A 25,181-nucleotide genomic window follows, 5' to 3' on the forward strand; every position below is an offset into this window, starting at 1 on the left:
ATAGAACAATGAACCAAGGTTTAATGCCTCACGACTCTTTTCAAAATTTCCGATGCTGTTTTAATATCTTCGAACGAAACATCAAGATGTGTTATCGCCCGCACCAAATCTACTTTACCGACTGATAAAAGTAAACCTTCATTTTTACAAACCCGAATAATTTCATCAACAGAATGTTTTAATGGTTTGAAAAGAAGTATGTTTGTTTGAACGGAGTTCATATCAATTTCAAATGTATCATTGTTATTAATTTCTTTTGCTAAGAACAGAGCTTTTTCATGATCTTCTTTTAACCTTTCAACATTATTCTTTAATGCATACAAACCGGCAGCAGCAAGAATCCCAACCTGCCGCATTCCTCCGCCCCAGCTTTTACGAACACGGTAAGCTTCTTTAATAAATTCTTTTGTGCCCGCAATGATTGAACCGACCGGCGCTCCGAGTCCTTTTGATAAACAGCAAGAAACAGAATCAAAGTGTGAAGCATATTCTTTAACAGAAATTCCGGTTGCTACTGATGCGTTCCAGATCCTTGCACCGTCAAGATGATAAAACAGGTTATATTTTTTTGCCAGTGCTTTTAATGATATAATATTTTCCATCTGCCAGATCGTTCCACCGCCGCGGTTGTGTGTGTTTTCAACTTCTATAACTTTTGTTCGCGGCATATAATAAGCTGAAGATGGACGAATCAAAGGTTCAACCTGTTCAGGAGTTATTACTCCCATTTTACCATCAACCGGGAAAAGTTGAATGCCGCTTATTGCAGCCGGTGAACCTGATTCATAATTAAAAATATGAGCATCACGCTCACATATAACTTCATCCCCGGGGTTTGTAAGAACATTTAAACATATCTGGTTTCCCATCACACCGCTTGAAACAAAAAGCGTTGCTTCTTTGCCGAGAAGATCTGCAGCATATTCTTCAAGCGCATTTACTGTTGGATCTTCTTTAAAAACATCATCACCAACTTCAGCGTCATACATTGCTTTACGCATTGCCTCGGATGGTTTTGTAACTGTGTCACTTCTCAGATCAATTATTTTTTTCATCTTCTTCTTTGAACAATATTTTTTTAAGTCGTAGTAAAATAAAAAGTCCAGCTATCCATACTGAAAATGCAGAGCAAAGAACAGGAACGATCAATGGATTCTTTGTATAAAATGTTTTTTCTTCAGAAAGAGGAACATCAACAGTCAAATGCGTTGTCTGAAACATTTCCGTTTCAACAATTGTTTTACCAACCGGATTTATGAAACAGCTTACACCGCCATTAGCAGAACGTAAAACTGATCTCCTGTTTTCTATTGCCCGAAGCACCGCAATCTCTTTATGCTGGAATGGTCCGCTTAATCTTCCGTACCAGCTATCATTTGTTACGACAGTGATGATCTGCGCACCCTTATGAACAAAGGACGAAACAAAATCCGGGTAAAGTGATTCATAACAAACTAACCCGTTTACTTTTATTGTATCACCGTCGTCATCCTTCATAATGAACACAGTTGTATCCTGACCAATATTCCATCCGCTTAGTCCAACTCCCCATTTCAAAAACTTACCTAGGAAAGGAAGTTTATCAACGTAAGGCACACGTTCGCCAAACGGTACTAATTTCATTTTCCCGTATCTCTGTACTTCAAATTTACCCGGTGAGAAAAAATAAATCGCATTGTAAGTCGCATAGTAAAATTTTCCTTCTGCGGCATATTTAACATCCGGGGGTTTGGTATCATTGTCGTCGTAGTAACGCATATCAGGCATACCGGTTAAAAGATAGTTGCCAGACATATCCAGCATTGAATAAATTGAATCAAGTGTTGACCTGTGATTTCCATTCAACAAGTAAACAGGCAATGCGGTTTCAGGCCAGAGCAGCAACTGCGAGCCTTCACTGATTGCTTGTCTTGATTGGCTGAGATATTTGTTTACAAGTGCGTCAAGATTTCCGCCTGACCATTTATCCCATGGATCAATATCAGGTTGAATGATCCCAACCTTTAAATGTTTTGATGGCTCTTCATAATTATTTATTCTGATAAAACCATAGACGATGAAGAAAATGAAAATCAAAAATGCTATTGAAAATTTTATTACTGATTTTTTACGATCTGAATTAAAATTTTTCCAGCCTTCATATAAAATCACATTTATAAAAATTACAACCAGAGATATACCAAGCACACCAATTGTATCAGCAATTTGTATGAATGAAAGAAACTTTGCCAGCCCGCTGCCAAGTGTAAGCCAGGGAAAACTCATTTCATTTATCATGTGCAGGTATTCAAGTGTGATAAAGAAAAGAGGATAAAACCAGATTGTATTTTTGTTTGGAAAAATTTGTCGTGAAAAATAGATCAGCGTAGTTGGGATCATATAAAGTATCGGCATAAAGAATACAAGCATTACCCCACTGATCATCAAATACGGATCGGCTGTTGCCTGCCAGCTTCCAACCCAATAAAGTGTTATGGCGCTGAAAATAAAAAAAGCAAGGTATGTTGCACGGTTTAACTCCGCCAGGGTTTTTCGTTCTCTTATTACACTAAAGAATGGTATTAAAGCACCGAACATTAAAAGTGAAAACGGAAATGGAAAAGGTGGAAAAGAAATTCCAAGTAATGTTCCGCTGATGATTAGTTTAATTCGCTGCTGCTTTAGCTTTTTCTTTTCTTCAGGCGTAAGAACAATTTTATTTTTTTTAGAAAACCACATTACTTTTTTTTCTTTCTTAAGAAGAGAAATCTTATTACAAAAATTAATGCAATTACTGCTGTCGCTATTATAACAATATTGCTGTATGTGGAAAGATAAGAATCAATAAGCGGAACATTATCTCCAAATATCACCCCGAGATAAATTATGATTGCATTCCATGCAACTGCACTTATTGATGCAAAAAGAATCGTCTTTTTGATTTTAAGTTCACTTACTCCGGCAAAAAAAGAAATCACCGATCTTGTTCCCGGCATGAACCTGTTTGCAAGTATAACATAGTAACCGTATTTGTTAAACCATGATTCAGCTTTATCCAATGCTTCAATCGAGATCCATTTTATCTTTCCTGTTCTTACAAGTTTTTTATCGAGCTGCTTACCGATGTAATACAAAGTCAGAAATCCAAGCACACTTCCAACTGATGTAATAATTAATGTCGGAATAAAACTAATTACACCAGTTGATATAAGCGACCCGCCAACTACAACAACAAGGTCGCTTGGTGAAGGCGGGAAAACATTTTCAATGTATGAAAAGAAAAAAAGTGAAAGATAAATTATAAGAGGTGAAGCGCCTGAGATCTGGTTTAGTATTTCTTCTACCATAAATTTTATTTGTGAATGAGAAGAACAGTTGCCCAGGCTGATACGCCTTCTTCTCTTCCGACGAATCCGAGCTTTTCAGTAGTTGTTGCTTTTACAGAAACATTTTCAATTTCTGTTTCAAGGATTTCTGCAATCCTGCTTTTTATTTGAGGAATAAACTTTGCGATCTTTGGTCTTTCCATCGCGATTACGGAATCAAGATTTCCCAAAACATATTCTTTTTCTTTAATCAGTGTATAAACTTTTTTTAACAGCACAGCGCTGTCTGCATCTTTATATTTTTCATCAGTGTCAGGGAAATGATGACCGATATCACCAAGTGACAAAGCACCAAGCAGTGCATCGGAGATTGCATGAAGAAGAACATCTGCATCTGAGTGTCCCAATAAACCTTTCTCTGATGGAATTTCAACACCGCCTAAAATTAATTTTCTTCCTTCTGCAAAAGCATGAACATCAAATCCATTTCCGATCCGTATAGAATTTTTCAATGTGTTATCTCAAAACTTTTAAATTCATTTTTATATTCCATCCATTTTATCCCGGCATTTTTAACTGAAGCGTGGGATGGTCCGACTCTTAATTCACTGAACAAAGCTTCAATCAAAGCCGCTTCCCCTTCAACAACAGTAAGTACTTCACCGGAATAAAGATTTTTTACATATCCATTAAGATTTAACTGCTGCGCTTTTCTCATAACAAAATACCTGAACCCAACACCTTGCACCAATCCGTTAACAATTATTTCAGCTCGTTTCAGGTTGTCCATTTTCATTTTTTTGTTTGTCGATTAACTCACTCGCCAGTAACCCTCCAAATATAAAGATACAGCCTATAAAGCCAAAGTTTGAAATTCTTTCATTCAAAACTATGAAGGCAATGATGGCGGCAAATATCGGTTCGAGTGAAAATATAACTGCTGCTTTTGTTGGAGTAACTGTTTTTTGAAATCTTGTCTGAAGAATTGTCGTTACAACTGTTGCAAGAATTGCTGTGTAAGCAATTGCAAAAATTAAGTTGTCATTCATCGTAAACCGGATTTGTTCTATGCCTGTTGCGGCAAACAATCCAATTGAAATGAATCCACCGATTGCTGTTAAAAACACCTGAATAAATACAAGAGGCATATAATCAAATTTTTTGCTTACAATGTCTAAGTAAACAATATAAAGCGCGAAGAATATTGCACAGATGAATGTAAGCACATCACCGATGTTCAGGTTGTTACCAAGTTCAGTGAAGATACCAATTATTGAATCGCCTTTACTTGATAATAAAATTAATCCAATAAACACCAATACAACTCCCAGCATTGTTCCTCTGCCGGGTGCTTTTCTTTCAATCATAACCTGGAACAATGGCGTAAGCACGACGAATGTTCCGGTAATAAATCCTGACTTTGTTGCAGAAGTATAATTTAATCCGACTGTTTGAATTGTAAATCCGATAAAGTAAAGAAGTCCGAGAATCAATCCGCCGATAAGTGTCGGCTTAGAAATATTCTTAAACACTTTGGGGATAAACGGAATAAGAATAAGTGAGGCAAGAGCAAACCGCATTGATATAAATACCATTGGGGAGACATCTTCAAGCGCGGTTTTAATTATTGTAAACGTCGCTCCCCAGATTACAGTTGTAAGAACTAACGCACCTTCACCATAAAACTTTTTCATGATAAACCCGGAAAGGGATTTCTACTCGTCAGGTTGGTCATAACCAAATTGCTTTAACATCTTTTCATCGGAGCGCCATTTTTTTCTGACCTTTACTCTTAGCTCCAGGAACACCGGTCGTTCCAAAAATTTTTCAATTTCTTCGCGCGATTTTTTGCCTATCTTTTTTATTCCTTCTCCCTGCTTACCAACTATAATTATTTTCTGACTGTCTCGCTCAACTATTATTTCAGCCTGAATAAAATCTTTCCGGTCTTCTCTTTCTTTGAAATCGACTATCTGAACTTCGCAACTGTAAGGAACTTCATCCTGGAACAATTCAAGAATTTTTTCGCGGATTATTTCAGAAACAAAAAATCTTTCATTTGCATCAGAGATTGAATCATCCGGATAAAGTTTTGGACCTTCCGGTAAAAGATTAATTATTTCAGTTTTAACACTATCTACATTGAAATTTTTAGCTGCTGAAGCAGGGATAATTGCTTTGTACTTACCTGTTTTTTCAAAACTATTTATTAAGGTGAGAATCTTGTCCTGTTGTGAAAGATCTATTTTATTTAGAACAAGAATTACAGGTTTATTATTTTTTTCAAGCACAGAATTAATTAGTTGTTCATTTTCTTCAATCTTCTGAGTGACATCAAAAATTAAGATTATTAAATCAGCATCAACAACAGATTGTGTTACACTTTCCATCATTTTTTTTTGAAGAAGATATGATGGTTCAAGAACTCCCGGTGTATCTAAAAATATTATCTGATATTCATCTTCACTCAGTATGCCGAGAATTCTCTTTCGTGTAGTCTGAGGTTTTTTATTTACAATGGAAAGTTTTTGACCAAGCAATGCATTCAGCAGTGTTGACTTACCTGCATTTGGCTTGCCAATTATAGCAACATAACCCGTTTTTGTTTTCATCAGACTATTATTCAATTACAACTGCGGTTCCGCTTGCGCTTACCATAAGCATGTTTCCGCTGCCGCCGCCAATTGTTTCATAATCAAGGTCAACACCTATTACAGCGTTTGCGCCATAAGACCTGGCGAGTTCCATCATTTCATTAATTGCGATGTCTTTTGCTTTGCGTAATTCCTGTTCATACGCTGCTGAACGTCCGCCGACTATATCACGGATTCCTGCAAAAAAATCTTTAAAAATATTTGCGCCAAGAATTGCCTTACCGCTTACGAGTCCGTAATACTTGGTTATTTTTTTCCCTTCAACAGTGTTTGTTGTGGTCACTAACATTTTTACTCCGGTTATTTTTAGTTTGAGTGCAAATATACGAAGCTTTGATGAAATGAGGGCAGAAAGTTCCTGAAGATCTTAAGCACAATTACTGAATATTTTAGATTTTATTCAGATTTGTTTTACCGGTTTTAAAAAATTCAAAAAATAAATAAGCAGAGATAATTATTGAAAACGCCAGTATAGAACCCACTACAGAGATGTTAGTTCCTTTAAAAAAGTCAACGATTGATTTTGCAAGATGCTCAAAATAAACGGCAGTGTTTTCCAGTAACCCGGTAGAGGAGTCATCTTTATTTACGCTGCTTAACATTCCATACGTTACATAGCTGACAAGAAGTACTGATGCACCGATAAACAAAGAATACATAAGCACAAGAAAATAATTCTGCTGTTTAAACCAACCGGGCTTCCGGTTGAGATTGTTCATCACACGCGAAATAAAATCAGGTGAGGTTTCATCTTCTTTTAAATGCTTAAGTGTGTGGTGAATTGATTTCAATGCCAGGTAACGTTTACGCAAATCTTCTGATTGATTGATCGCTTTTTCAATAAATTCTATTTCAGATTTACTCAGTTCCTTATCTAAAAATTTATTTAACAATTCGTCATTTATTTCATCCATACTAATTCCTCGCTGTTTTTAATTTTTAGCACAGCATCTTTTAAAGCATTTCTTGAACGGTGAAGAATAACTTTTACATTAGGAACGCTAAGATTCATAACTTCGCCGATTTCTTCGCAGCTCATTTCTTCCAGGTAAAACATTGTAATTAAAGATGCATATTTTTCAGGAAGCTTTTCAATTAGTCTGTTTACAAATTTTTCTGTTTCTAATTTTTCAACCTGGTCGGCTTCAACTTCTCCTGCCAGGTCAAGATGGTCATCGATTGATGACATTTCATTTTCTATTTTTCTTTTCTTAGCTGTTAATTTAGTCAATGCACTGTTATAAACAATCCGGTAAAACCAGGTTGAGAATTTTGATTCAAGTCTGAAATTATTGAGTCCCCTGTACGCTTTTAAAAAACAGTCCTGTAAAACTTCCTCTGCTTCCATTTCATTTTTAAGCATTCTTTTAAGAAGAGAAAAAGCCTTGTTCTTGTACCGGTTAACTATAATTGAGTAATCAGATTGATTTCCTCTTTTAACTGATTCAATAATTTCAATGTCTGAAAGATTCTTCATTTTATGGTTAGACTTAATAAGTCTCCGACAGGTTACACAGCTAAACATATCTTTAAAGCATTCCAATTGCAATGTGTAACCTTATTTAATTTTACTATGTCTTAAAGACTGAAGAAGAAATAATTCTCCAACTGTAACCAGGAAAATATTTTTAAGTCAAAAGATTAAAAGAAGAAAGGCGAACACAATGGAAGGCGAAACAATTGCGGTATTTATACCTATAATTATGGTACTTGTAACAGGACTTGTACTTGTTACTTATTTTTTCCTCAGATCGAGAGAGCGACAGATGCTTATTGACAAAGGACTGAACGCAGAACAAATGAAACAGTTCTTTGAAAGTAAGAAGGATCAATTCTGGCTGTTAAAAATCGGAGTGATTGCCATAGCATTCGGATTAAGTCTTGGGTTAGGACTGATGCTGGAAGATGTTACAAGCAAAGAGTACTGGGTTCCATTGTCTCTATTCACTGTAACAGGTGTTGGTTTTATAGCTGCAAATCTTGTATCAAGAAAACTTGAAAAAGATTCTAAGTAGGACTTGGTTCTGTTAGTTACCACATTTAAATGTGTTGTCAGTTAAAAAACTGACAACACATTTTTTTAATTAACCTTCCTGAGCTTCCAACCAGCGTTCACAATCAAGAGCCGCCATACAACCGCTGCCAGCAGCAGTAATTGCCTGACGGTATGTTTTATCGGCAACATCACCTGCGGCAAAAACACCTTCGATGTTTGTATAAGTCGAACCTGATTTAGTAAGCAGATAACCGGTTTCATCCATATCAATAATACCTTTGAACAATTTTGTATTTGGCTGATGACCGATTCCGATAAAAAGTCCGTCCGCTTTCAGTTCTGATGTAGAACCATCAACAGTATCCTGTAAAATTACTCCTGTCATTGTTTTTCTGCCGTTCTCTTCTGCACCGACAACTTCTTTAACAACTTTGTTTGTAAGGAATTTTATTTTCGGATTTTTCTGTGCCCGCTCAAACATAATTTTAGAAGCACGGAATTCATCTCTACGATGGATGATAGTCACTTCACTCGCAAATTTTGTCAGGAAGTTTGCTTCTTCCATAGCAGTATCACCACCGCCGACAACAATTACTTTTAACCCTTTAAAGAAAAAACCATCACAGGTTGCGCAGGCTGAAACACCATAACCCATGTACTTTGATTCACTTTCTAATCCTATCAGTTTGGCCGAAGCACCAGTTGAAATAATTATTGCGTCAGCAGTATGAACATCATCGTATGTCTTTACAGTAAACGGTCTCTTTGAAAAATCTACTTCTACTACTTCTTTATAAATTGAGGTTGCACCGAAGCGCTGTACCTGTTTTCTCATTACATCCATTAGTTCCGGACCCTGAATACCGTGTTCAAAACCTGGATAGTTTTCTACTTCTGTTGTGATAGTTAACTGTCCGCCGGGCTGCATTCCTTCAAATATAACCGGGTTTAAATTTGCTCTGCCTGTGTATAACGCGGCTGTAAATCCAGCCGGACCTGATCCGATAATAATTACTTTATGATGATTGTTAGACATTATTTCTCCGAAATTATCTGAATATTTTAACTGCCTATATGATTACTCTTTTCTATAAAAGTTTCAAAGTGCTTTGCAAAGTTACGAACTTAATCTGTTATTCTCTTTTCATTTTCTTATTCTTCCAAAAACTCTGCGTTTCTTTTTAAGCCTTTAAGTTTAGTTCTTTTAATCGGGCTTTCACTAAATCTGATTTTGAATTCTTCATCATTCATGTCCTTTACTTCATTCATCGTCAAAGATGTTTTTCCATCCTTAGGTTCAAAATCTTTTATCGATGATGTAATAGAAAATTTTTCATTCCACGGGCAAACGTCCTGGCATATATCGCAGCCGAATATCCAGTCGTCAAACTTTCCTTTGTACTCAGTTGGAATTTCATTTTTATTTTCAATCGTCAGGTATGATATGCATTTGTTTGAATCAACTACATACTCTTTAACAATAGCGCCGGTTGGACAGGCATCAAGACATGCTGTGCAACTTCCACAAAAATCTGTGATGATTTCAGAATAGGTAAAATCTTTGTTTGTGAAAATGGTCGCTATAAAAAACCAGCTCCCGATATTTCTGTTAATTACATTTGTATGTTTACCGAGCCAGCCCAGACCTGCACGCACAGCCCATGCTTTATCCATAACAGGACCGGTATCAACGTACGAAATTGAGTTGAACGAGTTATCAATTTCTTTCAGTTTTGTTTCAAGCAGTTTTAACTTTTCCCAGATGATAAGATGATAATCTTTTCCCCAGGCATATCTTGAAACCTTGCCTGCCGGTAGTTTGTTTTTTTCTTTATCACTTTTTGTGTTATGAGTGAATGGCGTATTGTAATTAAGTCCGAGTGAAATTACACTTTTAACATCAGAAAAAATTTGGGATGGATCTTCCCGCTTATTAAAATTTCTTGCCATATAAGACATATCAGCATGAAAATCTTTTTCAAGCCATTGTTTTAATTTTTGGATTTCAGAGGAAAGCGGCTCAACTTTTGCAAAACCGACCAGATCAAAGCCGAGTGAGTGAGCTATATCAATTACTGTTTGATTTGTTATCACTTTTTATAAAAGTTATCGATATTTGGATTTGTCATGAGACTTCTATGGCTTCACCATCGAAGTGACAAAGCCTGGTCATATCCAGAATCACTGTTACCAATTTAATTGTTTCTGATGAACCTTGACATAAACGCTTAGTCCTTTAACTATAACGGGATAAACTTCGAGACCGGTTTTGCTCATCGGCATTTTGCCGGTTTTAATATCGAACATCCATCCGTGAATCGGACATACAATTTTTCCTTCTTCAATTGTTCCGTCGTAAATCATGGTCGTGTGTTGATGCGGACACATATTACTGACTGCATAAACATTTCCTTCATGCCTGAACACGGCAATATCAACATCGTTCACCATAAATCTTTTTCCCTGCCCTTCTTTCAAATCGGATAAGGAACAGATTCGTGAAAAATCTTTTAGTTCAGGTGATTCAGAAAGATTTGAATTTTTCATTTATGATGATTCCCTTTTCAGTTCTTTTCAATGTTGCAAAAGCGGTTTCAGGATCGTGATAGAAAAATATTTTCCAGTTACCTTCAACAGCATCCGACAGAATTTTCTTTTTTTCGCTCACTGTTACAAGCGGCTGAATATCATATCCCATTATATAAGGCATCGGGATGTGTGATGTGAACGGAAACAGATCACAGCAAAATAAAATTGTTTCAATGCCGTCAGAGATTTTAATTAGCTGTTGACCGATTGTGTGACCGTTTACAATTACAAAATTAATTTCATCATCGAATGGATCATTTTCATTTAAAAGGTTTAGAACTCCGGATTCCATTAATGGAACAAAGTTTTCTTTGATGTAGCTTCCTTTGTCGCGGTCACTTGGATTTACAGCCCACTCATAATTTTTTTTCTGCACATGATATTTTGCATTTGGAAAAAATGGTACTGGTTTTCCATTCACATTTTTTGTCGATCCGCCTGTATGATCAAAATGAAGGTGAGTTAAGATGACATTGGTAATATCACCGGGTGTTAAATTATATTCTTTAAGAGATGATGAAATATCGGGTAACTTTTCTAAAGCATAAATGCTTGCTGATTTTTCATCCCATTTATCTCCCATTCCTGTATCGATAAGAATATTTTTGTCATCACTCTGAAGTAACAAACTTCTTGTTGCAAGAGTAACACGATTTACTTCATCAGCGGGATTTGTTTTTGACCATAAAGGTTTAGGAATTATTCCGAACATAGCACCGCCATCGAGCTTGAAATAGCCCCAGTTGATGATGTTCAATTTGTATTTGCCAATTTGCATATTCAGGAAGTTTGTCCACAAATTTATTGGCAAGTTAAGGAAGAATAATTTCACAGAAAAGAAATGACATAATTCTTTAAACTAAAAAAGGACATCAGTGATGTCCTTTTCAGTCCCCAAAGTTCTGAGGTCCCCTAGCGTTTTCCCCTTACCTATTTTCCCCTTGTTTATATAATAAGCCCTGGTCGCTGCAACAATACATTAACTTATCTGGACAACCGCATCTACAGGGCAAACACTAACACATTGTGGTTCGTCATGGTGACCCTGACACTCAGTACACTTGTCAGGAACTATATAAAAGTAATCGTTTGAATAAAATCCGTTAACACCAGAAGGAGCTGCCGCGCCTTCACCATAGGTATTTCCGTCCATTTCCCATTCGTGTCCGCCTTCATAAATAGCTGTATTTGGGCATTCCGGTTCACAAGCTCCGCAATTGATACATTCTTCAGTAATTCTATAAGCCATTTTCAATCTCCTTAAATTCAGTTTTTATTGATCTAGCTGGGTTCAGCCGTTAAAGTGATAAAATATTTCCGAAAATTGTGCCACGGACAGTCTTAATGAATAGTTAAAATATCTTAAATAATCGAAGGGCTGTTAAATCATTTTTTTAATAAATGAGAGAAGTGCGCTTACCATTTTTCAGAATCGAGAATCTTAAAAGAGGAACAACCTAAAGTGACGAGTATTTCTACAGGAAGGAAAAAGGTCAGAAGTTGTTGTAACATCTGACCTAAAGAAAAATTATCTGCCGATTCCATCAAGATAATCTTTGCGTGCTAGCAATGTTTCCTTGTCCTCAACATGTTTTGGATCAAGAACGCAGCAATCAACGGGGCAAACAGCAGCGCATTGAGGTTCATCATGAAAACCGACACACTCAGTACATTTATCAGGCACTATATAAAAAAAGTCACTTGAAAAAAATCCATCAGCCCCTGATGGCGCGGCATCACCATCAGCATAATTTTTGCCTGCTAATTCCCAGCTAACACCACCTTCGTAAATAGCTGTGTTGGGGCATTCTGGTTCGCACGCACCGCAGTTTATACACTCTTCAGTAATCATTATTGCCATTTTGTGTTTCTCCTTATTACTTAAAACATTACTAAGCTCAGTATTTTTTATTTACTTACACTTAGAGATTCTTCTTTCAATTAAAATTAATATAAGAAATTATGATTGCCTTAAAAGGTCACTTAAAATTATTTCTGAACAATATTAAAGAATATTCAGCTATTCTTCAAGTAATAGAAAACCAAATAATACTCACCAGCTGCCGCTCGATCCGCCGCCGCCAAATGAGCCCCCTCCTCCGCTGAATCCGCCAAAGCTTCCGAAACTTCCGCTGCTTCTGCCACCGCTTCCGCCAAACCCGCCGCCATAATAAATGAATCCCCCGCCGCCTCTTCCGCTTCCTTTCCTGAGAAATGATATGATGATGGCAATCAATATGAACAAGATAGTTGATATAACCGAAACCGGCTGACTCTCATCCGAAGGCTCGGGACTATTAGCATATTCTCCTCCAATTGCGGCTACAATAGCATTTAAACCCGAAACAATTCCGTTATAAAATTCATTTCGTTTGAAGTAAGGTACAATATCATTTCTGATTATCGAATTTGCCAGGGCATCAGGAAGCGCACCTTCAAGACCATAACCAACTTCAAGTCTGAGTTTTCTGTCATTCCTTGCAATAAAAAAAAGTACCCCGTTATTATTTTCTTTAGTTCCGATTTTATTTTTCTCAGCAACTTCATGTGTGAACATTTCTATAGGATAGTCGTCGAGAGTAGGAATCATTAACAGAACAAGTTGATTACTTGTTGTGTCTTCATAAGTTTTTAATCTTCTGTTTAGAGAATTAATTTCACCGGAAGACAGTGTTGAAGAAAGATCAGTTGCCCATTGTTTTAGTTGAGGAATATCAGGCTGGCTTATTCCAGCCTGACTTAAAATAAATATAAATAAAATTAGTTTACTCAAATATCAGAACTCAACCTTTGGAGCAGTTTCTGATCCGGGAGCTGATTTAAAATATTGTTTTTCCCCGAATCCGAATATTCCCGCCATCATTGAATTTGGAAATCTTTTTATTGTTGTGTTATACGTCTGAACAGTTTCATTAAACTTTTTTCTTTCTACAGAGATTCTGTTCTCAGTACCTTCAAGCTGTGCCTGAAGCTGAAGAAAATTTTCATTTGCTTTTAGGTTCGGATAATTCTCTACAGTCACCAGCAGTCGGGATAACGCACCGCTTAATTCACCCTGCACCTGCTGGAATCGTTGAAACGCAACAGGATCATTTAATACTTCGGGGGTAATGTTCATCTGGCTGACTTTAGCGCGTGCTTCTGTTACATCTGTCAGGACTCCTCTTTCAAATTCAGCATAACCTTTAACTGTATTAACAAGATTCGGAATAAGATCTGCTCTTCTCTGATATTGATTTTCTACCTGGCTCCAGCTTTGAGTTACACTTTCATTTATCGTAACCAAATTATTGTATGCGCTTATTCCCCATAAAACCATTACTACAATTCCAATAAGGATTATGCCCACAATTGAGAGAGCTATTATCGTACCTTTCTTCATGAAGCCTCCGGGTAAAATGATTTATTAAACGGCATAATTAACAATTGAATAATGCTTTTCTTCTTTTAACTTTTTATACGAATGTAAATTAAAATGATTTTTGTTTAATATCCAACAACTTATGTTGGAGGGATTAAGCCCTTTTTATGGTTTTTGTCCTGTATAATTATTCTGAAGGAATAAAAGTGCATCATTTACAATAATTTTGTTCCTTTCAATTGCGAACTGTTCAGCGTTTTGCAGATTCCCCCTGTAAAACCTCATCCATAAAAGTGTTGAAGTAATTACTCCGTCAAAAACCCTGTCTTCCATAAATGAATTGATACTTAGATAACCGGCAAAAACATTCCAGGCTAAAGACATAAACCCGCTTAAGTATTCGCCTGAATAAATTTGTCCCGCGCCTGGAATAAAGAGCGATATGAACTTTGCAAAAGCAGGAGAATATTTTTGTTCGTCAATGCTTCTGCAATAGTTAGAGAGAAATTCAGCGCTGTCACATTTTGCAAATTCGACTGAAGCATTTGCCCATTCATCATTAAAGATATATGCCCAGCCTCTCCAATAGTTTATATCATTTTCAGAAATATTTTTTCTTTCAAGTGAATCCAGAATTTCCATAGCTCTTGGAATTGTACCGCGAAGTATATTTGTACGGATTATATCAATCGTTAATTCATACTTTTTATTTTCATCGTAACTTTTTATTAATGCGATATTAAAATATTTTATAGCATCGTCATACCTACCGCCTTGTTTGTATGATTCAGCGATGAACCTGTTTGCATCGACCGGGTACTCTGAGTTTTTATCGAAAAATATTAATCGCTTGAATTCTGTTACAGCATCAAAATATTTTTCTTCACTGTAAAGTTGTATTGCATAGTCATATTGCTTTTCAATCTCTGATTGCGGAAAAACTGATTTACTCATCAAAGCAGTAACACATAAAACGATGAGGAGTGAAAATATTTTTATTCGCATAGATCGACTTCCTGCAAAAAATAATTTTCTTTAATGATATAATTGTTCAGGTCTTCATTAAATCTTTCATCGAGTTCCCTGTTATAAACATCTGCAGAAACGGCAGAGCCATAAACATTTCCGGCATAAAAGAAAAATCCGATTCCGGCAAAAAGCCATCCCCGAAAATTGTGATCGTGTTTAAAATTGTCGATGCTTAAGAAAGTCAATAAACCTGTGGTTACTAAAGCGGTAATTCCATCACCCCAGCGTTCTGTATAAAATTTTCCAGCACCCGGAAGTATTGCTGATAAACACGAAGCTAGCCAGGGACTTTTATAACCTGCCTCTGATCTTCTCTCATAAAATATTTTTAATTCGCTTTTATTTATCTCTGGAAATGGATTTAGAAATTCATTTTCGCCAATTGTAATTTTATTCGTCGATAAGATTCCAAGGTGCAAAAACATCCTTGCAGTTAAATTATCAGGATGATCAGAAAGTTCATTTTGAATTTCGGGAAAAGCTGATTGCAAATAATAATTTTTCATCATTTGCCTCTGACTGGAGGAAAACAAATTTGATGAGGAAGGTATCATTCTAAATATTTCAAGAGCTAATTCAGTTTTATTTATTTTCGAATATGACAACCCAAGTTTGAACTTAACTGTATCGTTGATGTTATTCATCAGAAATTTTTCATATTCAAATGAAGCTCTTAAATAATCGCCGTCACAAAAAAGCCAGTCAGCAAAATCTCTTATTGATTGCGATGAAGTGAACTGTTGTTCAAATTTTTGCTGCGGAAATAAAATTGAAGTGAAAAAAATTATAAATAAAACTGTATGTTTCATCTATCACTATCGGCGTGAATTAAAAGAAATATACCTGCTGACGGGATCAGAATATCTTCCATTTATTTTATACTGATAATTTTCATCTCTTCCTGCAGGATTAAAATCTCTTGTTAGTCTGTCGGCAAAAAGTAAAACTCCTGAAATGAATCCAACCTCATCAGCAGCTTCTGAAAAGAAAGAAGAACATGATGGATTAAAAGCGCAGTTATCCCCGTCAATATCAGAAATAAAAAATTTATATACGGAAACGAATGAAGAAGTTACTGAACTCCCTGACGATTGTTCCTGATGGGAATGCTGACTCGACTTGATTTCATAGATGTGATCTGACTTTTCCCACTTCTCCGTTTCACTTTGTGCAATTAAGAAAAACGGAGAAGCTAATATTAAAAGGAAAAGTAGTTTCATAAAACTAATTACTGTCAAGCAGTGAACGAGCAATTACCATTTTTTGAATTTCGGATGTGCCTTCGTAAATCTCTGTTATCTTTGCATCACGTAAATAACGTTCAACTAAATATTCACGAACATAACCGTAGCCGCCATGAACCTGGATTGCGTCAAGCGCACATTCAACAGCTACTTTAGAAGCGTACAACTTAGCCATCGCCGCTTCTTTGAAATACTTTTTGCCTGCATCTTTTAATGCTGCCGCACGAAGTGTCAGCATTTTTGCTGCGTCAACTTTTACAGCCATATCAGAAAGTTTAAACTGAATTGCCTGGAAATTTGCAATGGTGGAACCGAATGCTTTTCTCTCCTGTGAATATTTAACCGCAGCTTCAAGTGAAGCTTCAGCGATGCCAATCGCTTGTGCAGCGATTCCGATTCTTCCGCCGTTTAAAGTGTTCATGGCGAAGTTAAATCCTTTGCCCTCTTCCCACACGATATTCTGAAATGGTACTTTGCAGTTTTCAAAAGTAAGTGAACACGTATCCGAACTTCTGATTCCAAGTTTATCTTCTTTTTTTCCGTGACCGAATCCAGGTGTTCCCTTCTCAACTAGTATTGTTGAAATACCGTGATGACCTTTTTCTTTGTCTGTTGTAGCCATTACAAGATAATAGTCTGCAGTTGTTCCGTTTGTGATCCAGTTTTTCATTCCATTTAAAACAAAGTGTTCACCGTTCTTATCAGCGGTGGTTTTTTGTTTTGTTGCATCGCTTCCGGCTTCAGGCTCTGACAAAGCAAACGCACCAAGCTTTTCACCTTTTGCTAAAGGGACTAAATAATTTTGTTTGATAAAATCTGAACCATACTTTTCAAGTCCGTAACAAACAAGCGAATTGTTAACTGACATAACCACGCCGACACTTGCATCGACTTTTGAAATTTCGATCATTGCAAGAACATAACTAACAGTATCAAGTCCGGCACCGCCGTATTCCGGTGAGACCATCATCCCCATAAAACCGAGTTCACCCATTTTTTTTATGATGTCGTGCGGGAACTCCGCATTTATATCTCTATCAATAGTTGATGGAGCAATTTCCGATTGAGCAAAATCTTTTGCTGAATCACGGATCATTACCTGATCTTCTGTTAACTCGAAATTCATTATTCACCCTTTAATAATTTTGTTGAGTTGAATTGGTTTATAATTTTGATTCCAAAATACTGGAATAATGGATATGGCGCAATTGGAAATACAGAGATAAAAAACGCTGCATTAAGCAGCGTTTGAGTAAAAGAATGGAATAATTACTTTATCAGTAACATCTTTTTTGTTGATAAAAACTCTCCTGCTTTTAACTGATAAATATATGTACCACTCGCAAACGTAGATGCGTTAAAATCTACGGAATAGCTGCCCGCTGTTTTAGATTCGCTAACCAATGTTGCAACCTCTCGACCAAGTAAATCATACACTATTAGTGATACTAATCCATCCGTTGGAATTGAATACTGTATGTTTGTTGTTGGGTTGAATGGGTTTGGGTAATTATTTATCTGAAAATTATAAATTGTGTTCTGAAGATTGATTTGTTTCTCGGGACTTTGCCCGGCAATGTTAGCAACTACCGTATTTGTTGCCTCACTTTCACTTTCGTTAATTACAACTGCCTTAACAAAATAATATGCATTTGCACCACCTTGTTGAAGATCTAATGTAAGTTCAGTATCGATATAATCATATTTATCAAAGTCATTTGTTGCGATAGGATCAAAGGTCGAAGTACCATATTTTCGATAAACCTTGTAAGCAACAACATCTGTTAAAGTTGGATGTGGTCCCCAAACAAGTCGAGGATGGTTTCCAGACTGTGATGGTATCAGGGCGAGTCCATGATCCCAAAAATCTGGAAGCTGGTCAATATGCGGGCTTCCAACATTTTTTAATTCCCACATAGTTAAATATTGATCATTTATGATAGAATAAAATGGGAGTGACTCCCCATTATTGCTATAAGAAAAAGAACTCGTGCTCCCATTGTACTTAATCCATACGTCAATAGTGTGTCCGGTTGTTGTGCCCGGATAGCAAGAAATCCTTTGGTCTCTATAATCAATATAAAAATGGGCCGTGCTTTCCGAGTTTGTTACTCTGTATAAACCATATCCATAAACATCTGCACCAAACCAACTTATCGAAGTTGTAAAATCCATACCCTCCCATTGATTCACCGGTTGGTTATGATTTGTAATTGTGTAGGATGGATCATTAAAATCATTACTTAAATAGTATTCCATTATGCAAGGAGTTGCCAACAAATCTCCTCCCCAAACCTGCCCTTGATTTGACAAATAAAATGTTATCGGACCTCCAAACGTGGACTCTGTTCCAAAGTATAACTCCACTGAAGCGGTTTGTTCAACCTGTGGAAAGATTCTAAGAGTAAGCAAACAGAGAAAAAATAAATGTTTCATAATGACCTCTATTTAATTATATACAAATTATCAGACCGGAATGTGGGATAAACTAATGTTCCATCTTTTGTTATAGCAGGAGACTGACCAAGAGAACGTTCATCATATATTGGAAGAGACCATTTTATAAGCCCTTCTTTTGAAACCGCAAAAATAGAATTATTAAAAAAGTCTGTAGAAGTACCGATATATACTGTGCCTTCAGAATCACAAACTAGCGGACAATAATTGACCCCATCAACTAAATCAAGTTTCCATCTCAACTTTCCTGAATAATCGAGTGCATATAATGTCTCTGTTGCAAAATAAATATTCCCATTTTTATCGATAGTCGGATCTGTATCAACATAATAACCTCTTGAGTGTGGAAATTTCCATTTTAAACTTCCATCAGGATAAAGACAATAAAAGTTTGCTGTATTCTGATTTAATGTATCATCGGCAACCAGGACATAGACATTTCCTTGTGAGTCAACTAAAGGACCATTTCGCATAAAAGCATGCCCAAACTTCCACTTGATTGATAAAGTTACCAGATCGAAAGCTACAAGTGTTATCTCTTTATCACCAATTATACCTCCATGAATATATAGTGTGTTACCATCAGGTGAGAACGCAAGATTTACAATACTTCCCCATAAAAAATTATTGTCCTGAAATTGCCACTTCATTGTTCCATCCCTGTTTATCGCATCCAGTGTTGAGCCGTTTTCGATGGCATATATTGTCCCATCTTTGCCTATACCTAAACCATCATTAAATACTTCTCTTGACGTTTGCAAAGTCCATTTAACAGTTCCATCAGGATTCACCGCAAAAATCTTTCTAAAGAATCCATTAGCTATATAAATTGTTCCTTCATCGTCAACTAATGGTGTTGTAGATGTTTCAAATGCTTCTAAATCGAGTGACCAAAGAATAGTTCCATCTATCTTGGCTGCTACCAATTGAGTTGTATCCACATTTCGTGAGGATGTTCCATAGTAGAAAATCGAATCAGTACCAAATACGACTCCGGTTTGCATTTGTGCAGCTTTAACTTTGGCGAAAATAACTCCTTGCTGTGGACCAATGTATTTTGATCTTCCTGTCCTTTGCATATCTGCATGATTTGTCGGCCAGGGACTATCTGCAAGACTTGGCCAGGGTATGTCTTCCTGCCAGCCGGGTGGTTTGTTGTCTGGTGGGGTTATTGTGTTTTCTTTACAACTTAATTGTAAAATTATTATTACAAGTATAAATAAAAATAATTTTTTCATTTTTTGCCTCAGTGTTAATGAGTGTTGTTAAAACTTAAACAATATTTGTTTTAGTTACTGCATAGTTTTTCTCCTTTGTTTTGTTTGTACGGTGTGATGAAATTGCTGGAGATTTCTCTCTCGCCTGGTGAAAACAAGAGCTCGTTCGAAATGACTGTTGCTGAAATTGCCGGGATTTTTACTGACATACTCTAACCCCCGTTTAATAAATTATTCTTACCTGTTGTAATAAAGAAAAAAAATTAAAACCAAAAACATCAAAATTTTGATAATAATTGATTGGTGAATTTCTGATCATCCCATATTTCATTTTTGGATAATACGCTATATTGTATTCATTTGTTATTTCAAAATCTGACAATGGATTTATATAGTTCGCTTTCCATACGCTACTAAACGCTTCCAACTTAAAGCGTAACGAGTCGCTAGAGTTGGAACTCATTCCTTCCGTAACTATAAAAATTTCTGCCAACGACCAACCCTTTGATTGTCCAAAACATATTGAGGCGCTTAACAATAAAAGTGTGGTAAATTTGATCATAATTTATTCCCTCATTTTATAGAAAATATTTTATTTGAATCCCAGGAAGGGATGTACATTCTGCCTTCACAAATAATCGGAACTCCTGCAGTTGATGAGTTATCGTTTGTTGAAACTTCCCAAATTAAATTTCCTGAATTATCCAGCTTAGTAATTGTGATTCCATTAAGAGCAGTAGTAATGAACAACTCATTTTGGGAGTTGCAGGCAATCGGTTCTGAAGGAATAATAGTTTTCTGCCATCTAAAGTTTCCACTGTAGTCGAGAGAAATGATATTTGATCCACCACGGAAAAAAAGATTTCCCGCATAATCAATTGTCACTGGACCGGGAAAATCATTTTCATCATTGTGCAGATAGCTCCATCTTAAATTGCCATCCGGTTTAAGAGAAAACAAACTTAGCGCTAAACTGTCAGTCCGTGAATGGAAATAGATGTTACCCTGATTGTCTACCAGTAAATCATTAACACCTCTGCAACTAAATATCCATTTTATAGTTCTCTCAACAATGTTTATTGCTGTTATGCCAATTCCCTGAATATAAATTGTGTTTCCATCTGGTGAGAATACAAGTTGTGAGCCCCACACATTGGCTGATGTGTTTTGAATTGACCACAAAAGAATTCCTGCATCAGAAACACAATAGAGGACATTTTCGCAGGTAAAATAAAAATTACCTGTCTTGTCCAAATTTATCCCTCGTTGACCTGCACATGCAGGCAGAATATATTCCCATAGTATTTGCCCGGTAGTATCAATCGACACTAATTTTTGCGATGCAACTAAAATGATTCTACCATTGTTAGTTATTGTAGGAGTGGAATAGGAAACACCAATATTTACTTTCCATTTTAATTCACCTGCCTTTGTAATAGCATATAGAAATGGATCGTTTTGCAATGAAGAGGATTGATAAATAACATCCTCGTATATTGAAAATCCAGCTTGTGAATTTATACCTTCATAAACCCATTCAATTTCGCCTGTCATTGCTCCTGAAAATTTACTTCTATTTGTATTCTGTGGATCACATCTAAACATAGGCCAGGGACTATCTGCCAAACTTGGCCATGGAATATCTTCCTGCCAGCCGGGTGGTTTGTTGTCTGGTGGGGTTATTGTGTTTTCTTTACAACTTAATTGTAAAATTATTATTACAAGTATAAATAAAAATGATCTTTTCATTTTTGCCTCAGTGTTAATGAGTGTTGTTAAAACTTAAACAATATTTGTTTTAGTTACTGCATAGTTTTTCTCTCCTTTTTTGTAATGGTGGTCTTGTGAAATGATGTTGGATTTCTCTGGCTTCGCCATTGAAATGACTGATTGCAGTTTGCCTTGAATGCCGGGATTTTTACTGACATACTATAACCCCCGTTAAATAAATTTTATTTACCTGCTGTAATAAAGAAAAAAAAAAAATGAAAGAAGCAAATTATTTTTAGTTGCTAAATATGTAATGTTGCGCTCAAAGATATGCTTACGTTTTATTCTTATATTTGTTTTGCTAAAAGCAAAAACTTATATCGATGTATTGAATGTTAACAGACAAAAAAACCATTCTTAAAGGTCTTACCCTTCCTGAGCTGAAAGAATATTTCATTTCAGCCGGACTGCCTAAATTCAGGGGTGGACAGGTTTTTAACTGGCTCTACAATAAACTTGAAACTGATTTTAATGAAATGTCCGATTTCCCAAAAGACCTGCGCAAATGGTTAAGCGAAAATTGTGAGAGTAAAACTCTTGATGTGGTTGATTCTATCATCTCTCCTGAAACAGGAACGCAAAAATTCATATTCGAAACAAAAGGAAAAAACAGGATTGAGTCAGTTGTAATTCCCGATGAGAAAAGAACAACACTCTGTATTTCAACGCAAGTCGGCTGTCCCCTTGATTGTAAATTCTGTGCGACAGGATTAATGGGTTATAAAAAAAATCTAACATCGGGAGAGATTTTTGATCAGTATCTTCTCGCATCAAAAAATTATGACAGAAGTGAGATTACAAATATTGTTTATATGGGTATGGGTGAACCGCTTTTGAACTTTGATGCGACTGTTCGTTCACTTCAAATTTTTTCCGAAGAACTTACAACAGGAATTAGTTTAAAGAAGATAACAGTGTCAACCGCCGGCATTGCACCAAAAATAAATGAACTTTCTGAAACAGGATTGAAAGTTAAACTTGCCTTCTCTCTTCACTCATGTTTTGAAGATATGCGGACGAAGATAATGCCGATAAATAAAAAGTATTCACTCAAAGAAAATATTGCTGCCTTAAAAAACCACGTAAAGAAAACAGGTACAAGAGTTACTTTTGAATACGTGATGTTGAAGAACATCAACGATACTCAAAAGGATCTGAATGCACTTGTAAAACTGTGTAAAGAAATTCCGAGTAAGGTAAATGTAATTCCTTTCAATTCACTTCAGCATATGAATCCATCCGGATTTTCCGCAGAGCTTGAACCAACTCCGCGCAAACGAATCAATGAATTTGTTGAAGGTTTAAGAGAAAAAGATGTGACAGTGATTGTCCGCTATACACAGGGGGAAGATATTGCAGCAGCGTGCGGACAGCTTGCCATAAATTATAATTGACGCGAAAATGAAGAAACTAACTCACGACGAAATAGCCGCCAACCGAAGTACACTTGAAACAATTCACACAGTACAAAAAATCCCGGTATATGTAGTTCTTAACAGCATAAGAAGCACATACAATGTTGGTTCAATTTTCAGAACTTCTGATGGGGTGATGATTGAAAAATTATTTTTATGCGGATACACTCCTCATCCACCGATAAAAGATTCTATCATATCGAGTGAAAAGTCTGAGGTAATCGTTCATACAACAGATTCCTCATCGGCTGAAGCCGGATTCGGAATGACAGATGAAACTGAACATCTTAATCCTGTCATTTCGAACGAGCCGCCGCAGGCGGAGAGAGAGAAATCTCAAAAGTCGGCTGGAAACAAAGAAGTTTTAAAAACAGCGCTCGGTGCAACTGAAAGTGTTAATTGGGAATATGTAAAAGATGCGAAAGAAGTAATCCTGAAACTCAAAAATGAAGGAATAAAAATCTGCGCGCTTGAACAGACAAGTAAAAGCATCGCATATAATGAAGTAACAAAAAATGATTTCCCTTTATGTTTAATTGTTGGTAACGAAATAGGCGGTGTCTCACAGGAGTTGATCGACCTCTGTGATTTTTCCATTGAAATTCCGCAGTTCGGAATCAAACAATCACTTAATGTTGCAGTTGCTTATGGTATAGCTGTGTTTGAGTTAAGAAAAATATATGATCAAGTTTAGTTAAATCACATGCAAATTGAAGAAAGTGAACACCAGGCTTCCCCTCACCTTCCCGTAAAAAATTCTTCACCGTTATCCTTTGTGTGAATTGCCAGCAAATTTGCCCTGACCATTTTTACCAATGTTCGTGATGCTCTTCTTTCTGAGATGTTTACAAGCTCGCTTAACTGTTTAACCGAAATAGTTTCATTCTTTGAGAGATATTCGAACACGCTTTTTTCAAGCTGACCGATAGAATATTTTTTTAATTTCATCTGCCCTGTATTGGCGCGCATAATACGTATCATTTCTTTGCTCGCCTGTATGCTTTTGTCATTGACCCTTATCGGAACAACGGCTGTGTTGATGTCTAAATCGAGATAGTCCTGCAGCCTGTGCGGTTTGTTATCAGATTCCGGTACTGATGCGATAACCAATTCTTTGCCGTAAAGTTCAATGTATTCTATTTCATATTCGATCGGAGGTTCACATAATTCTTTTGCTGCCTGCGTAACTAACTCCGCTTCCGACTTTTCACTTTCAACTCCGACAACTTCTTTATCATCATCAACGCCAAAGATGATATAGCCGCCTTTTGTATTTGCAAATGCCAGCATCTCACGCGCAATTTTTTCGGGTGACGAAAATTTGCGTTTAAATTCGCATTGAAGGTTTTCACCTTCTTCAATTAAATCAAGAAGATCTCTTCGTTTCATTTTTCAGAAGTTGAGTTGTACATCATTCATCCTTCCGCGGATTAAGGATGCGCGTCTTAATACATAGCCTGAATTTGTGTTTGGTTTGTGTCTAAGAGGACTTGGGATAACTGCAGCAAGTCTTGAACATTCAATTACAGTAAGCTTATCCGGGTCTTTATCAAAATACTCAGATGCCGCTCTTTTAATTCCAAAGATTCCATCTCCCCATTCTACTGCGTTGATATAATTTTCCAGTATAACTTTTTTCGGAAGTTCTTTTTCCATCCTGAAAGTGATTATAAATTCTTTTGCTTTACGGAGAATGCTTTTATTGGTCGTAAGATATAAATTTTTAGCAAGCTGCATTGTTATCGTACTCGCACCGCGGGCTGTTCTCTTTCTTCTTTGATTTACCTTCATCGAAGTTTCAAGTTCTTTCCAGTCGATTCCTTTGTGAATAAAAAACTTTCCGTCTTCAATTGAAATAATAGATTTTAGTAATGCTGGATTAACTGAACCAATGCTTGTCCATGACTGCGAAGGATAAAACAACATATAATTTTCTATTGCCCGTTGTTCCATCAGTGAAGTTATTCTGAATGAATTGTATTCAAGCACAGGAATCTGAAATGAAGGAATACTTAAATACCCGACAATCAAAAAATAAAAAATGATCGTTTTTAATCTGTGCTCTTTAAAGTAACGCAGAAAAATTTTGAAGTAATGCGTCAGTTCAAATTCAACCGGGTACATAAATTATTTTACTGATTGAT

At 36.3% G+C, this 25,181-nt stretch carries 32 protein-coding genes; 3 read left to right on the plus strand and 29 right to left on the minus strand.

All coding sequences use genetic code 11. The features are described from left to right. Positions 1–20: 20 nt before the first annotated feature. From IPM56_12395 to IPM56_12440, 10 genes are all read right to left on the minus strand, one after another. Positions 21–1,055, minus strand: coding sequence for a DegT/DnrJ/EryC1/StrS family aminotransferase (locus IPM56_12395; GenBank protein ID QQS35051.1), 1,035 nt, complete (start codon positions 1,053–1,055; stop codon positions 21–23). After that, complete coding sequence (gene lnt, locus IPM56_12400) at positions 1,039–2,718, minus strand: apolipoprotein N-acyltransferase (protein ID QQS35052.1); 1,680 nt, start codon at positions 2,716–2,718, stop codon at positions 1,039–1,041. The genes IPM56_12395 and lnt overlap by 17 nt, the downstream gene beginning before the upstream one ends. Beyond that, complete coding sequence (locus IPM56_12405) at positions 2,718–3,326, minus strand: DedA family protein (GenBank protein QQS35053.1); 609 nt, start codon at positions 3,324–3,326, stop codon at positions 2,718–2,720. Before IPM56_12405 ends, lnt begins: the two co-directional genes overlap by 1 nt. 5 nt (positions 3,327–3,331) lie before the next feature. Beyond that, the gene (locus IPM56_12410) at positions 3,332–3,805 is read right to left on the minus strand and encodes a 2-C-methyl-D-erythritol 2,4-cyclodiphosphate synthase (protein ID QQS38296.1); all 474 of its coding nucleotides are present in this window, start codon (positions 3,803–3,805) and stop codon (positions 3,332–3,334) included. A gap of 8 nt (positions 3,806–3,813) precedes the next feature. Next, positions 3,814–4,095, minus strand: a complete 282-nt coding sequence (locus IPM56_12415; protein QQS35054.1) for an acylphosphatase — start codon at positions 4,093–4,095, stop codon at positions 3,814–3,816. Then, positions 4,073–4,999: a DMT family transporter gene (locus IPM56_12420; GenBank protein ID QQS35055.1), complete on the minus strand. Its 927-nt coding sequence runs from the start codon at positions 4,997–4,999 to the stop codon at positions 4,073–4,075. Before IPM56_12420 ends, IPM56_12415 begins: the two co-directional genes overlap by 23 nt. A 21-nt stretch (positions 5,000–5,020) precedes the next feature. After that, positions 5,021–5,917 carry a GTPase Era gene (gene era / locus IPM56_12425; protein ID QQS35056.1) on the minus strand — a complete coding sequence of 299 codons (897 nt, stop codon included), beginning with the start codon at positions 5,915–5,917 and terminating at the stop codon, positions 5,021–5,023. Positions 5,918–5,924: 7 nt separating this feature from the next. Beyond that, positions 5,925–6,248, minus strand: coding sequence for a heavy metal-binding domain-containing protein (locus IPM56_12430; protein QQS35057.1), 324 nt, complete (start codon positions 6,246–6,248; stop codon positions 5,925–5,927). A 100-nt stretch (positions 6,249–6,348) separates the two neighbouring features. Beyond that, positions 6,349–6,873: a hypothetical protein gene (locus IPM56_12435; protein ID QQS35058.1), complete on the minus strand. Its 525-nt coding sequence runs from the start codon at positions 6,871–6,873 to the stop codon at positions 6,349–6,351. After that, entirely contained in the window at positions 6,861–7,436 is a 576-nt protein-coding gene (locus tag IPM56_12440) for a sigma-70 family RNA polymerase sigma factor (protein ID QQS35059.1), read from the minus strand. The genes IPM56_12435 and IPM56_12440 overlap by 13 nt, the downstream gene beginning before the upstream one ends. Positions 7,437–7,623: 187 nt before the next feature. On the opposite strand from IPM56_12440, the gene IPM56_12445 reads away from it, so the two are divergent. Further along, positions 7,624–7,974 carry a hypothetical protein gene (locus tag IPM56_12445; protein QQS35060.1) on the plus strand — a complete coding sequence of 117 codons (351 nt, stop codon included), beginning with the start codon at positions 7,624–7,626 and terminating at the stop codon, positions 7,972–7,974. 69 nt (positions 7,975–8,043) lie between these two features. Here the strand turns inward: IPM56_12445 and trxB are convergent, their stop codons facing one another. From trxB to IPM56_12530, 17 genes are all read right to left on the minus strand, one after another. Then, positions 8,044–8,991 (minus strand): thioredoxin-disulfide reductase, encoded by a 948-nt coding sequence (gene trxB / locus IPM56_12450; protein ID QQS35061.1) that lies wholly within the window; start codon positions 8,989–8,991, stop codon positions 8,044–8,046. A gap of 116 nt (positions 8,992–9,107) precedes the next feature. Beyond that, entirely contained in the window at positions 9,108–10,049 is a 942-nt protein-coding gene (queG, locus tag IPM56_12455; GenBank protein QQS35062.1) for a tRNA epoxyqueuosine(34) reductase QueG, read from the minus strand. A gap of 93 nt (positions 10,050–10,142) precedes the next feature. Further along, positions 10,143–10,502 (minus strand): Rieske 2Fe-2S domain-containing protein, encoded by a 360-nt coding sequence (locus tag IPM56_12460; protein QQS35063.1) that lies wholly within the window; start codon positions 10,500–10,502, stop codon positions 10,143–10,145. Further along, on the minus strand, positions 10,480–11,322 hold the full coding sequence (locus IPM56_12465) for an MBL fold metallo-hydrolase (GenBank protein QQS35064.1): 843 nt from the start codon (positions 11,320–11,322) through the stop codon (positions 10,480–10,482). The genes IPM56_12460 and IPM56_12465 overlap by 23 nt, the downstream gene beginning before the upstream one ends. A gap of 201 nt (positions 11,323–11,523) precedes the next feature. After that, positions 11,524–11,793: a 4Fe-4S binding protein gene (locus IPM56_12470; protein ID QQS35065.1), complete on the minus strand. Its 270-nt coding sequence runs from the start codon at positions 11,791–11,793 to the stop codon at positions 11,524–11,526. Positions 11,794–12,072: 279 nt separating this feature from the next. Beyond that, positions 12,073–12,405 (minus strand): 4Fe-4S dicluster domain-containing protein, encoded by a 333-nt coding sequence (locus IPM56_12475; GenBank protein ID QQS35066.1) that lies wholly within the window; start codon positions 12,403–12,405, stop codon positions 12,073–12,075. A gap of 192 nt (positions 12,406–12,597) precedes the next feature. Then, the gene (locus tag IPM56_12480; protein ID QQS35067.1) at positions 12,598–13,317 is read right to left on the minus strand and encodes a TPM domain-containing protein; all 720 of its coding nucleotides are present in this window, start codon (positions 13,315–13,317) and stop codon (positions 12,598–12,600) included. A gap of 3 nt (positions 13,318–13,320) precedes the next feature. After that, positions 13,321–13,926, minus strand: a complete 606-nt coding sequence (locus tag IPM56_12485; protein QQS35068.1) for a LemA family protein — start codon at positions 13,924–13,926, stop codon at positions 13,321–13,323. 144 nt (positions 13,927–14,070) lie between these two features. Beyond that, positions 14,071–14,910: a hypothetical protein gene (locus tag IPM56_12490; protein QQS35069.1), complete on the minus strand. Its 840-nt coding sequence runs from the start codon at positions 14,908–14,910 to the stop codon at positions 14,071–14,073. Next, positions 14,901–15,743: a hypothetical protein gene (locus IPM56_12495; protein ID QQS35070.1), complete on the minus strand. Its 843-nt coding sequence runs from the start codon at positions 15,741–15,743 to the stop codon at positions 14,901–14,903. Before IPM56_12495 ends, IPM56_12490 begins: the two co-directional genes overlap by 10 nt. A gap of 6 nt (positions 15,744–15,749) precedes the next feature. Continuing rightward, positions 15,750–16,154 carry a membrane protein insertion efficiency factor YidD gene (yidD, locus tag IPM56_12500; protein ID QQS35071.1) on the minus strand — a complete coding sequence of 135 codons (405 nt, stop codon included), beginning with the start codon at positions 16,152–16,154 and terminating at the stop codon, positions 15,750–15,752. Positions 16,155–16,158: 4 nt separating this feature from the next. After that, positions 16,159–17,304, minus strand: a complete 1,146-nt coding sequence (locus IPM56_12505; protein ID QQS35072.1) for an acyl-CoA dehydrogenase — start codon at positions 17,302–17,304, stop codon at positions 16,159–16,161. Between the two features lie 143 nt (positions 17,305–17,447). Then, a complete protein-coding gene (locus IPM56_12510; protein QQS35073.1) occupies positions 17,448–18,614 on the minus strand; it encodes a T9SS type A sorting domain-containing protein in 1,167 nt (388 codons plus the stop codon). A gap of 8 nt (positions 18,615–18,622) precedes the next feature. Then, positions 18,623–19,873 carry a PQQ-like beta-propeller repeat protein gene (locus IPM56_12515; protein QQS35074.1) on the minus strand — a complete coding sequence of 417 codons (1,251 nt, stop codon included), beginning with the start codon at positions 19,871–19,873 and terminating at the stop codon, positions 18,623–18,625. A 50-nt stretch (positions 19,874–19,923) separates the two neighbouring features. Next, positions 19,924–20,061, minus strand: a complete 138-nt coding sequence (locus IPM56_12520; GenBank protein ID QQS35075.1) for a hypothetical protein — start codon at positions 20,059–20,061, stop codon at positions 19,924–19,926. A 14-nt stretch (positions 20,062–20,075) separates the two neighbouring features. After that, entirely contained in the window at positions 20,076–20,414 is a 339-nt protein-coding gene (locus tag IPM56_12525) for a hypothetical protein (GenBank protein ID QQS35076.1), read from the minus strand. An 11-nt stretch (positions 20,415–20,425) separates the two neighbouring features. Next, positions 20,426–21,601 (minus strand): hypothetical protein, encoded by a 1,176-nt coding sequence (locus IPM56_12530; GenBank protein QQS35077.1) that lies wholly within the window; start codon positions 21,599–21,601, stop codon positions 20,426–20,428. 353 nt (positions 21,602–21,954) lie between these two features. Here IPM56_12530 and rlmN point away from each other — a divergent pair, with 353 nt between their 5' ends. Continuing rightward, the gene (gene rlmN / locus IPM56_12535; GenBank protein QQS35078.1) at positions 21,955–23,016 is read left to right on the plus strand and encodes a 23S rRNA (adenine(2503)-C(2))-methyltransferase RlmN; all 1,062 of its coding nucleotides are present in this window, start codon (positions 21,955–21,957) and stop codon (positions 23,014–23,016) included. 286 nt (positions 23,017–23,302) lie between these two features. Then, positions 23,303–23,731 (plus strand): hypothetical protein, encoded by a 429-nt coding sequence (locus IPM56_12540; GenBank protein QQS38297.1) that lies wholly within the window; start codon positions 23,303–23,305, stop codon positions 23,729–23,731. Positions 23,732–23,775: 44 nt separating this feature from the next. Here the strand turns inward: IPM56_12540 and IPM56_12545 are convergent, their stop codons facing one another. Both IPM56_12545 and mtgA read right to left on the minus strand, forming a co-directional pair. Beyond that, positions 23,776–24,426, minus strand: a complete 651-nt coding sequence (locus IPM56_12545; protein ID QQS35079.1) for an ATP-binding protein — start codon at positions 24,424–24,426, stop codon at positions 23,776–23,778. A 3-nt stretch (positions 24,427–24,429) separates the two neighbouring features. Continuing rightward, on the minus strand, positions 24,430–25,161 hold the full coding sequence (gene mtgA / locus IPM56_12550) for a monofunctional biosynthetic peptidoglycan transglycosylase (protein ID QQS35080.1): 732 nt from the start codon (positions 25,159–25,161) through the stop codon (positions 24,430–24,432). Between the last annotated feature and the right edge of the window lie 20 nt (positions 25,162–25,181).

It is taken from the genome of Ignavibacteriales bacterium (assembly GCA_016700155.1).
In the GTDB taxonomy this organism is placed as follows: Bacteria; Bacteroidota; Ignavibacteria; order Ignavibacteriales; family Ignavibacteriaceae.